Here is a 10415-nt window from a genome sequence, read left to right on the forward strand (position 1 = left end):
GAGGGTGACCACCGCGCAGCCCGAGCCCACCGCCCCTGCCGACGTCCCCACCGCCGGCGCCACCGCCCCTGAGGCCGACCGTGCGACCGACCTCGCGACGTCGCTCGACGACCTGCGCCGCGCCTACGCGGACCTGCAGGCGCTGGGACTGAAGCTGGACCTCACGCGCGGCAAGCCGTCGGCCGAGCAGCTCGACCTCTCCGAGGCTCTGCTCGCGCTCCCGGGTGAGGGCGTGCACACCGACGCCGACGGCACCGACGTCCGCAACTACGGCGGCATCGACGGGCTGCCCCAGCTGCGCCGCATCTTCGCCGAGCTGCTCGGCGTGCCGGTCGAGCAGCTCCTCGCCGGCGGCAACGCGAGCCTCACGCTCATGTACGACACCCTCGCGTACGCGATGCTCTTCGGCGTGCCCGGGTCCGAGCGGCCGTGGGGCCGCGAGGAGACCGTCCGGTGGATCTGCCCCGCGCCCGGCTACGACCGCCACTTCACGGTGTGCGAGGCGTTCGGCATCGAGATGGTCACCGTCCCGATGACCGCCGACGGACCCGACGCCGACGCCGTCGCGGCCCTCGTCGCCGACGACCCGAGCATCAAGGGCATGTGGGTCGTGCCGACGTACGCGAACCCGGACGGGTCGGTCGTCTCGGAGGCCGTCGCGCGCGCGCTCGTCTCGATGCCGACCGCCGCCCCCGACTTCCGCATCCTGTGGGACAACGCGTACGCGCTGCACCACCTCACCGACGACGAGGTCGCAGGTGCCGACGCTCTCGGCCTCGCCGCCGAGGCCGGCAACCCCGACCGCGTGATCCTCTACGCCTCGACGTCCAAGATCACCTTCGCCGGCGCCGGCGTGTCGTTCCTCGGAGCGTCCCCCGCGAACGTCGCCTGGTACAAGAAGCACCTGTCCGCCCAGTCCATCGGCCCGGACAAGGTCAACCATCTCCGCCACGCGCTCTTCTTCGGCGACGCCGACGGCGTGCGAGCGCACATGCGCAAGCACCGCGACATCATCGCGCCCAAGTTCGACGCCGTCACGAGCATCCTCGCCGAGCGCCTCGGCGACGCCGGCGTCGCGTCGTGGACCGAGCCGAAGGGCGGCTACTTCGTCACCCTCGAGGTCGTGCCCGGCACGGCGTCGCGCGTCGTCGAGCTCGCGAAGGACGGGGGCATCGCCCTCACCCCCGCCGGCGCACCCTTCCCCTACGGCAAGGACCCCGAGGACAAGGTCCTGCGCCTCGCCCCGACCCTTCCCCCGATCGAGGAGGTCCGCGTCGCCATGAACGGTGTCGCGACCTGCGTCCTCCTCGCCGCCGCGGAGCACGCCGCCCGCGCGAGGTAGAACCGGGCGGTTTCAAGTCGTCCTGCGAACAGGGGCTGTTTCAGGCGGCTAACAGTAGCTTGGTGAAGGCTTCGGCGGGGGTTGCCCAGCCGAGGGTTTGGCGGGGTCGGCGGTTGAGTGCTGCGGCGACTTCGTCCAGGCGTGTCGCGGGGTGTTGGGACAGGTCGGTGCCTTTGGGGAAGTACTGACGGGCCAGGCCGTTGGTGTTCTCGTTCGTGCCGCGCTGCCAGGGCGAGTGCGGGTCGCAGAACCATAGGTCGAGGTCGTCGATGATCTTGATGTGTGCGCTGGTAGCATCTCGGCGCCCTGGTCCCAGGTCAAGGACTTGCGCAGGTGCGCGGGCAGGTCGGTGATCTGGGCGGCGATCGCGTCGCGGACGTGTTCGGCGCGGTGCCCGTGGGGCAGGTGCAGCAAGATCGTGAACCGGGTGGTGCGCTCGACCAGGGTCCCGATCGCCGACCGGTTCGCGGTCCCCATGATCAGGTCGCCCTCCCAGTTGCCGGGCACGGCCCGGTCGGTGACCTCGGCCGGCCGGTTGGCGATCAGCACCTCGTCCGGGACCCGGGCGCGACGCCCGTCGCTGGTCCGCGAACGCGGCGTTCGCCGAGTCCGTCCGGTGCGTAGCGCGCTGGTCAGCTCCTTGCGCAGCCCGCCACGGCCCTGGACGTACAACGCCTGGTAGATCGTCTCGTGGCTGATGCGCATGGACTCATCCTCGGGGAAGTCGGTCTTCAACCGGTTCGCGATCTGCTGCGGGCTCCACCGCTCGTCCCCGTCCAGCTTGTCGCCGACCCAGGCCGCCAGCCGCGGGTTCGTCTCCAGCTTGCGCGCCTGAGGCCGAGACATGCGCTCGGCCGCGCGCTGGTGCGCGATCTGCGGCCGATACACCCCGTCCGGGCTACGTCCCGCCCGCAGCTCCGTACTGATCCCCGACGCCGAACGACCCAACCGGCGCGCGATCTGACGCACCCCAGCGCCCTGCGCGGCGAGCAACGAGATCTCAACCCGATCGTCCAACGTCAGATTCCGCTTACCCGGCTCCTTCAACGACACGTCCGCTATCCCACCAGCCGCAGCGAACCACGCCTGCCCCGTGCGCGCCGAGACACCCGCGGCCGCGGCCGCGACCCCCAGATCCCCACACTCGCGCACCCGCCGCCAGAACACCCGCCGCAACGACCGCGACACCGGAACACCACCACGAACCATCGAACACTCCAATCCTCAAGTGTTCGCACGACGCCCTGAGCCCGCCCCGCAGTCGGCCGAGGTAGAACCCTGGTCGCGCGACGTAGAACCGTGGTCGGCCCAGGTAGAACCGTGGTCGCGCGAGGTAGAACTCTGGTTCTTGTGTCGGACGGCGCGTGGCGGGGTTGGGTGGTCGGGGTGGGTGGGGGCGCCGCGTCTACCATCCGCCGCTCGTTCCTCGCGGCTCCCGCCAGGCCCGACCACGACGCGGCGCCCCCACCCACCCCGCCCGGCGTCGTCTCGCCCTGGTCTTCGCTCACCTGGGCGGCCCGGGCTACGCCGAACATGCCGTTGCGGCTCGTCCCGGGCGCCTGACGGGCCGCGACCGCATGCTCGACCGGGCGGGACGGGGCGCTCGCACCCGGGTGGACGGCCCACCTGGTGCTGGGCCGGGCGGGTCGGCGGGCTCGCCCGCACGAGCCACCGGGCTCGGTGTCGTCGAGAAGTGAGAAACGGCCCCAGGTTCGCGCGATTCCAGGGCTGTTTCTCACTTCTCGACAACGCGACGGCGTGACACCTGGTCAGCTCCCCGCCCACCGCCGTCGTCGGCCGACCAGGGTTCTACTTCGGCGGGACCCCGGGCCCGGGCGTCTGCCAGGGTTGAGGTGATGGTTGAGCGGGTGGGGCGGCGTCGGATGCGAAGGGCGTCAAGGCCGCGCTCCCAAGACCCATGCCCGACAGGCCATGGTGACGGCGCGGACAGCCCGAGCACCGACGCTGCCCCACCCGCGGACCCGACCACAGAACGCCCGACCCAGCCCGAGCACCGACGCTGCCCCACCCGCGGACCGGACCACAGAACGCCCGACCCAGCCCGAGCACCGGCGTCGCCCCACCCGCGGACCCGACCACGAACCGCCCAGCACGCCCCGAGCACCGCGACCCTCCGAACGCGGCGGCGATCGAGTTATGCCCCTGACGAATCTCACTGGTCTTGGGACCCCGACCCGGCGCACGATGGAACTCGTGCGCGACCGATGAGTTCTGCCGGCCCGGACGGTCGGTGGTGGGTGGCTCGGAGACCCGGGCGGCTCGTCGGCACCGGCGAACGACCATCCCGCGGAGGGGACATGACCGACACTGCAAGCGGCGACCTCGCCGTCGAGGCACGTGGCCTCGTCAAGCACTTCACGACCGGCAAGTCGGTGACCAAGGCCGTGGACGGCGTCGACCTGCTCATCCCTGAGGGAACTGTCTTCGGTGTCCTCGGGCCGAACGGCGCGGGAAAGACCACTGCCGTGCGGATGCTGGCGACGCTCCTGCGGCCGGATGCGGGCACGGCGCGCGTGCTGGGCCACGACGTCGTGCACGACGCCGACAAGGTGCGCTCCGTCGTCGGGCTCACGGGACAGTACGCGTCGGTCGACGAGGACCTCACGGGCACGGAGAACCTCGTGATGCTCGCGCGGCTCTACGGGTTCCTCGGCGGGACGGCGCGCAAGCGTTCCGCGGACCTGCTGGACGCGTTCGGCCTCGGCGACGCGGGTGACCGCCAGGTCAAGACGTACTCGGGCGGCATGCGGCGCCGCATCGACCTCGCGGCGAGCCTCGTCATGAGCCCGCGCGTGATCTTCCTCGACGAGCCGACGACCGGGCTCGACCCGCGCAGCCGCAACCAGGTGTGGGACATCGTGCGCGTGCTCGTCGCCGACGGCGCGACGGTCCTGCTCACGACGCAGTACCTCGAGGAGGCGGACCAGCTCGCGGACCGCATCGCCGTGATCGACCACGGCAAGGTCATCGCGGAGGGCACGGCGACGGAGCTCAAGCGCTCCGTGGGCGAGGGTGCCGTCACGCTGCGCCTCGCCGACGCGACGCAGCGCGGCCGTGCGGCGGAGGTCGTCGGAGGGCTCCTGGGCACGGAGGTCTCGCTCGCCAACGACCCGTACGCCTTCTCGGCCCGCGTGCCCGACGACGGCACGCTCGCGGTCGCACGCATCCTCCCGGCGCTCGGCGACCAGGGCATCGTCGTGCCGGAGTTCACCCTGGGCCAGCCGAGCCTCGACGAGGTGTTCCTCGCGCTCACGGGCCAGCCTGTCGAGGACGACGAGACGATCGAGGAGGTGGCCTGATGGCCGTCGATCCCACCACCACCGCCGCGGACCTGCGGGCTCCTGAGGCGAACGCGCTGCGCGCCGCCGTCGCGCTCGACCGGAGGCCGGACCGGCCCTCGCCGGTGTCCGCGACGCTGACCTATACGTGGCGCGCACTGCTCAAGATCAAGCACGTGCCCGAGCAGCTCTTCGACGTCACCGTCTCGCCGATCATCTTCACGCTCATGTTCACGTACCTGTTCGGCGGCGCGCTCGCCGGCGACGTGACGAGCTACCTGCAGTTCCTGCTGCCCGGCATCCTCGTGCAGGCCGTGCTCTTCACGACGATCTACACGGGCTACACGATGAACACCGACATCAGCAAGGGCGTGTTCGACCGCTTCCGGTCGCTGCCCGTGTGGCGCCCGGCACCGATCGTCGGCGCGCTGCTCGGCGACACCGTGCGCTACACGATCGCGTCGATCGTCACGCTGGCGCTCGGCCTGGTGCTGGGCTTCCGGCCGCCGGGCGGCGCCGTGGGGGTCGTGCTCGGGGTCGTGCTGCTCCTCGTGTTCGCGTTCGCCCTGAGCTGGGTGTTCACGGCGCTCGGGCTCGTGCTGCGCTCGCCCAACGCGGTCATGGGCACGTCGATGCTCGTGCTCATGCCGCTGACGTTCGCGTCGAACATCTTCGTCGACCCGTCGACGATGCCCGTGGTGCTGCAACGCTTCGTCGACGTCAACCCGGTGACGCACCTGGTGACCGCGGTCCGCAGCCTGATGGCCGGCGAGCCGGACATGCAGGGGATCATGTGGGTCCTCGTGGCGTCCGTCGTCCTGACGGCGGTCCTCGCCCCGATCACGATGCGCCTCTACCGCAACCGGAGCTGACGCCAGCCTCAGCTCGCCGGCGTCTCCTCGTCGTCGCACTTCTTCGTCACGACCATCACCGGGCACGCCGAGTGGTGCAGGACGGCCTGGCTCGTGGACCCGAGGAGCAGCCCGCGAAACCCACCGCGGCCACGCGACCCGACCACCATCAGGTCGGACGCCGTCGAGAACTCGGTGAGCAGCTCGGCGCCGGTGCCGTCCAGGACGATGCGCTTGATCTTGAGCCCCGGGTGCTCTGCCTCGTGCCGGTCGATGATGACGTTGAGCCCCTCGGTGACGTCCGCGAGGACCTGCTCGTGGTCGATCGAGGCGGGCAGCCACGCGAGCAGGCCGGCGCCGGCACCCACGGGGACCCCGGCGACCGCGACGAGCTCGGCACCCCAGGCCCGCGCCTGGCGGATCGCGTGGCGCAGCGCGATCTCGGCCGACGGCGAGCCGTCGACCCCGACGACGACGCGCCGGAGCGGCTTGATCTCCGGCAGCTCCTGCGAACCACCGTCGCCTCCCTTGCCTCCGGTGCGGAAGGGCACGACGACGGTCGGGCAGTGGGCGTGGGCGGGCAGCGCGGACGACACGGTACCGAGGAGCCGCTCGGTGAACCCGCCGCGGCCGCGCGTGCCGACGACGACGAGCGAGTGCTCGCGCGACATCTCGACGAGCACGCCCGCCGCGTCACCGGTGGTGACGGTCGCGGTCGTCCGGACGCCTGCGGCCTCCGCCCTCGCCCGGGCTTCCTCGAGCACGGCGCGCGCGCCCTCCTGGATGGCCGTGTCGTCGAGCGCCGCGTAGCCGCCGTCGAGGGACGCCGCGGTGAAGGACGGCAGCGAGTACGTGCACACGACGTGCAGGGGCCATCCGACCTGCCGCGCGTAGGCGGCGGCCCAGTCGAGCGCGTGGAGGCTCGGCGCCGACCCGTCGACGCCGACCAGGACGGATTCGGTGCGGGTCATCGGTGACACTCCTCTCGACGGCCGGGTGCAGCGATCCGAGACGCCCGACCGAGACGAAGACCCGCCGTCCGTCCACCACGGGTCATGAACGAGTCAAGAATGCCACGAACCCCGCCTCCTCGCGACGACTCGCGAGGGACGGGGTTCGTGGATCGGGCTCGACGGGCCCTGGAGATCAGGCGACGCGGATGAACGTCGGGTTCGACTGCCAGATCTGACGGAACTCGACGGACTTCCCGGGACGCGGTGCGTCGATCATCATGTTGTCGCCGGCGTAGATGGCGACGTGACCCGGGGTCCAGATGAGGTCGCCCGGCTGCGCCTGGTCGCGCGAGACCTTGGTGCCGACCGAGCCCTGGGCGCCCGACGTGCGCGGGAGGTTGATCCCGACCTGGGCGTACACGTAGCTCGTGAAGCCGGAGCAGTCGAAACCGTCCGGGGTGGTGCCGCCGTAGACGTACGGGACGCCCACGTAGCGGGCGGCGACCGAGACGATCGAGGAGCCGTAGGCGGAGGCCGGGACCTCGACGGCGGCCTGCTCCTGCGCGGGCGCCTCGGCCTCGTCGGAGGTGGACTGACGCTCCTGCGTGCGGCTCGTCTGCGTGGTGCGGACGGGTTCCGGCTCCGGCTCGGGCTCGGGCTCCGGCTCGGGAGCCGGGGTCACGGCCACGGGCGCCTGCTCGACGGTGAACGTCGCGTCGGATGCGACGGTCACGACGGGGGCGGCCTCGAGCGCCTGGCGCGCCTGCGCGGTGAGAGCGCTGAGGTCGACGGCGTTGAGCTTGCCGGACTCGTTGTCGACGGGTGCTGCCGTCGCGGGGGCGGCGGCGCCGATCATCGAGACGATGAGGCCCGAGGACGCGGCGACGACGGCGGTGCGGCGACCGACCGTCGACATCTGGTCCGAGGCGGCCTGGGCGATGGTGCTGAGTGGCGTCATTGGACGCCGCGCCGCGCGGTGGCGGGCGCGAGTCGAGCTCACGGTCACTTTGTGCCTCTCCATGACGCCTACGAGGTCAGCTGTCGGGTTCGGGTGGAAGAGTCACCCGGCCTGGCAGACCGAGGTCTGTCGGGCTTCACCCCAAGGGCACCGTCTCCGGTACCCGGTTATTGGGTCCCCCGCCCCTGTCTTCGGGTCGTCGTGGGCCTCTCGCGGTGACAGGGTTCGGCGTTCCGCTCGAGGACTCCCTCGGATGAGTATTCCGATGGAGCAGCACCGACCGTACAGGACGCCCCGGCAAAAGTCACGTTTCGATGACGACCGGGGGTGGGCGCCCGTATTCCTGCAGGTCAGGAGCGGTATCGCCGAGATCGTCGGGTTACCCGCGGGCGACGAACAGGTGGCGGGCCACCTCGTCGGGGAGGTCCAGCACGACCTCGGCGCCCTCGCCCTGGACGCTGAGCGTGCCGTCCACCTCGGGGCGCACGACGAGCGTGCGGCGCGGCAGGACCCCGGCCTCCGCGAACCGGGACAGGAGCTCGACGTCGACCTGGATCGGCTCGGCGATCCGCTGCAGCACGACACGCAGCCCCTCCTCGCCCGAGCGCGTCCCCGCGCGCTCGCGCACGTAGGCCGGGAGCGACACGACGCCCTCGAGGAAGTCGACCTCCTCGAACTGCTCACCGAGCTCCGGGAGTCCCGGGATCGGGTTGCCGTAGGGGTCGAAGTGCGGGTGGTCGAGCAGTCCGATGAGCCGCTCCTCGACGAGCTCGCTCATGACGTGCTCCCAGCGGCACGCCTCGGTGTGCACGTACTCCCAGTCGAGCTTGATGACGTCGGTCAGCAGTCGCTCGGCGAGGCGGTGCTTGCGCATGACGCGCGTCGCCTTGTCGTTGCCGGCGGGCGTGAGCTCGAGGTGCCGATCGCCCGTCACCACCACGAGCCCGTCGCGCTCCATGCGCGCGACCGTCTGCGACACCGTGGGACCCGAGTGCCCGAGGCGCTCCGCGATGCGCGCGCGCAGCGGGACGATGCCCTCTTCCACGAGCTCGTAGATCGTCTTCAGATACATCTCGGTGGTATCGATCAGATCGGTCACGTCACGCTCCTGTCGCTCGTCGGCTCGGGGCGCCGACTCACCCGCCCCGGGGGCACCTGCCCGCACCGGCGGGCCGCTGGGGACAGTCTATGGCGCGGCCGTGACCCGCCCTGGGGACGGCGCGGGGCCCCTCGTGGCGGACCGCGTATCGTGACGCTGTGCCCGAGCCTGCGAACACCCCGATCACGATCCCCGCCGACCTGCTGCCGAGCGACGGCCGCTTCGGGTCCGGGCCGAGCAAGGTCCGTGCGGCGCAGGTCCGCGCCCTGTCCGACGCCGGTGCCTCCCTCCTCGGGACGTCGCACCGCCAGGCGCCGGTCCGGTCGCTCGTGCGCCGCACGCGCGAGGGTCTCGCGGAGCTCTTCGCCCTGCCCGACGGCTACGAGGTCGTGCTCGGCAACGGTGGCTCGACGACGTTCTGGGACGTGGCCACGGCGTGCCTCGTCCGCACGAAGGCGCAGCACGCGGCGTTCGGGGAGTTCGGCGCCAAGTTCGCCGCCGCGACGACCGCCGCGCCCTTCCTCGAGCCGTCACAGGTCATCACCGCCGCCCCGGGCACCGTCGCCCTGCCCGCGCCGGCCGACGACGTCGACGCGCACGCCTGGCCGCACAACGAGACCTCCACGGGCGCCATGGCCCCCGTCCGCCGCGTACCCGGCTCGCGGGACCGCGGCGCGCTCACGCTCGTCGACGCGACGTCGGGCGCCGGCGCGCTCCCGGTGGACGTCGCGGAGACCGACGTCTACTACTTCGCACCGCAGAAGGTCTTCGGGTCCGACGGCGGCCTGTGGCTCGCCCTGTGCTCCCCCGACGCGCTCGCGCGCGCGGAGGAGGTCGAGTCGAGCGGCACGCGCTGGGTGCCCGAGTCGCTCTCGCTGCGCACGGCTGCGGCGAACTCGCGCCAGGACCAGACCCTCAACACCCCGGCGATCGCGACGCTCGTCATGCTCGCGGAGCAGGTCGAGTGGATCCTCGGCAACGGCGGCCTCCCGTGGGCCGCGGCCCGGACCGCCGAGTCGGCCGCGCACCTGTACGGCTGGGCAGAGTCCCGCGAGTGGGCGACGCCGTTCGTCACCGACCCGGCGCAGAGGTCCACCGTCGTCGGCACGATCGACCTCAGCGACTCGATCGACGCGACCGCCGTCGTCGCGGCCCTGCGCGCGAACGGGATCCTCGACGTCTTCCCCTACCGCAAGCTGGGCCGCAACCAGCTCCGTGTCGCAATGTTTCCTGCGGTCGAGCCCGACGACGTCCGCGCCCTCACCGCCTGCGTCGACCACGTCGTCGCCCACCTCGCCTGAGGCCGCGCGGGCGGCGCCCGCGCCGTCGTCGTACTCGGGTCCGCTACGGGGGCGGTCGGGTCTCATCCCGCGTGGTCGGGTCCGCGGGTCGTGGTCGGGTCTCAGGCCCGCGTGGTCGGGTCCGAGGTGGGGGTGGTCTCGGCGCTCGGGGCTGCCGCGCCGTCGCCGTGGGCTTTCGGGCGTGGGTCTGAGGAGCGCGGCTCTGACGCCCTTTCGCCACCGAGCCCACCCCCACCGCTCAGCCGTCCCCTCACCCGGTTAGCCGGCCCGGCGACAGGCCCCGGGCAGCCGAAGTAGAGGCATGGTCCGCCGAGGTAGAGGCCTGGTCGGTCGAGGTGGTGCCGTGGCCTGCTCGACAAGGTCAGACGATCGTCGCGCGCCGAACACGACCTCAGTGTCGTCAACCGGGGCCGGGCGACCTTCAGGTCGTGTTCGACCGCGCGTCATGTCGTGCTCGACGGCGGCCCCAGGGCTCGGGCGTCGACCGCAGGAAGCTGCGGCCTACCGGGCCAGCTGCGACGCGCCGGCACAGGGGAGGCGGCGGCGAGGCGGCGAATACCGGCCCCGCGGGCGGTTCGCCCGGGTGAGCGAAGACCAGGGCGGGACGACGTA

Annotated in this window: 7 protein-coding genes, 1 pseudogene and 1 riboswitch; of the genes and pseudogenes, 4 read left to right on the forward strand and 4 right to left on the reverse strand. The window is 72.1% G+C overall.

Going from position 1 to position 10415, the window contains the following annotated elements:
- Positions 1-4 precede the first annotated feature (4 nt).
- Complete coding sequence (locus tag AC4H2H_RS09935) at positions 5-1342, forward strand: aspartate aminotransferase type Ic (RefSeq protein ID WP_494370647.1); 1338 nt, start codon at positions 5-7, stop codon at positions 1340-1342.
- Between the two features lie 40 nt (positions 1343-1382).
- On the opposite strand, the pseudogene AC4H2H_RS09940 reads toward AC4H2H_RS09935, so the two are convergent.
- Positions 1383-2551: pseudogene (locus AC4H2H_RS09940) on the reverse strand (IS30 family transposase).
- A gap of 1109 nt (positions 2552-3660) precedes the next feature.
- Here AC4H2H_RS09940 and AC4H2H_RS09945 point away from each other — a divergent pair.
- Both AC4H2H_RS09945 and AC4H2H_RS09950 read left to right on the forward strand, forming a co-directional pair.
- Positions 3661-4662, forward strand: coding sequence for an ATP-binding cassette domain-containing protein (locus tag AC4H2H_RS09945; protein ID WP_494370648.1), 1002 nt, complete (start codon positions 3661-3663; stop codon positions 4660-4662).
- Positions 4662-5513 carry an ABC transporter permease gene (locus AC4H2H_RS09950; RefSeq protein WP_494370649.1) on the forward strand — a complete coding sequence of 284 codons (852 nt, stop codon included), beginning with the start codon at positions 4662-4664 and terminating at the stop codon, positions 5511-5513. Before AC4H2H_RS09945 ends, AC4H2H_RS09950 begins: the two co-directional genes overlap by 1 nt.
- Before the next feature lie 8 nt (positions 5514-5521).
- On the opposite strand, the gene AC4H2H_RS09955 is transcribed toward AC4H2H_RS09950, so the two are convergent.
- The 3 genes from AC4H2H_RS09955 to AC4H2H_RS09965 form a co-directional block, all read right to left on the reverse strand.
- The gene (locus AC4H2H_RS09955) at positions 5522-6463 is read right to left on the reverse strand and encodes a universal stress protein (protein ID WP_494370650.1); all 942 of its coding nucleotides are present in this window, start codon (positions 6461-6463) and stop codon (positions 5522-5524) included.
- 175 nt (positions 6464-6638) lie between these two features.
- Positions 6639-7403: a C40 family peptidase gene (locus AC4H2H_RS09960; protein ID WP_494370651.1), complete on the reverse strand. Its 765-nt coding sequence runs from the start codon at positions 7401-7403 to the stop codon at positions 6639-6641.
- Between the two features lie 50 nt (positions 7404-7453).
- Positions 7454-7644, reverse strand: a riboswitch (cyclic di-AMP (ydaO/yuaA leader).
- Positions 7645-7782: 138 nt separating this feature from the next.
- Positions 7783-8502, reverse strand: coding sequence for an iron-dependent transcriptional repressor DtxR (locus tag AC4H2H_RS09965; protein WP_494370652.1), 720 nt, complete (start codon positions 8500-8502; stop codon positions 7783-7785).
- Positions 8503-8660: 158 nt separating this feature from the next.
- On the opposite strand from AC4H2H_RS09965, the gene serC reads away from it, so the two are divergent.
- On the forward strand, positions 8661-9803 hold the full coding sequence (gene serC / locus AC4H2H_RS09970) for a phosphoserine transaminase (RefSeq protein WP_494370653.1): 1143 nt from the start codon (positions 8661-8663) through the stop codon (positions 9801-9803).
- Positions 9804-10415: the final 612 nt, after the last annotated feature.

This window comes from Cellulosimicrobium sp. BMG9.22 (assembly GCF_059159975.1).

Excerpts from the sequence above, each read along its gene's own strand:
- AC4H2H_RS09945 (WP_494370648.1), top strand. The coding sequence starts at position 3,661 with ATGACCGACACTGCAAGCGGCGACCTCGCCGTCGAGGCACGTGGCCTC.
- AC4H2H_RS09950 (WP_494370649.1), top strand. The coding sequence starts at position 4,662 with ATGGCCGTCGATCCCACCACCACCGCCGCGGACCTGCGGGCTCCTGAG.
- AC4H2H_RS09955 (WP_494370650.1), bottom strand. The coding sequence starts at position 6,463 with ATGACCCGCACCGAATCCGTCCTGGTCGGCGTCGACGGGTCGGCGCCG.
- AC4H2H_RS09960 (WP_494370651.1), bottom strand. The coding sequence starts at position 7,403 with ATGACGCCACTCAGCACCATCGCCCAGGCCGCCTCGGACCAGATGTCG.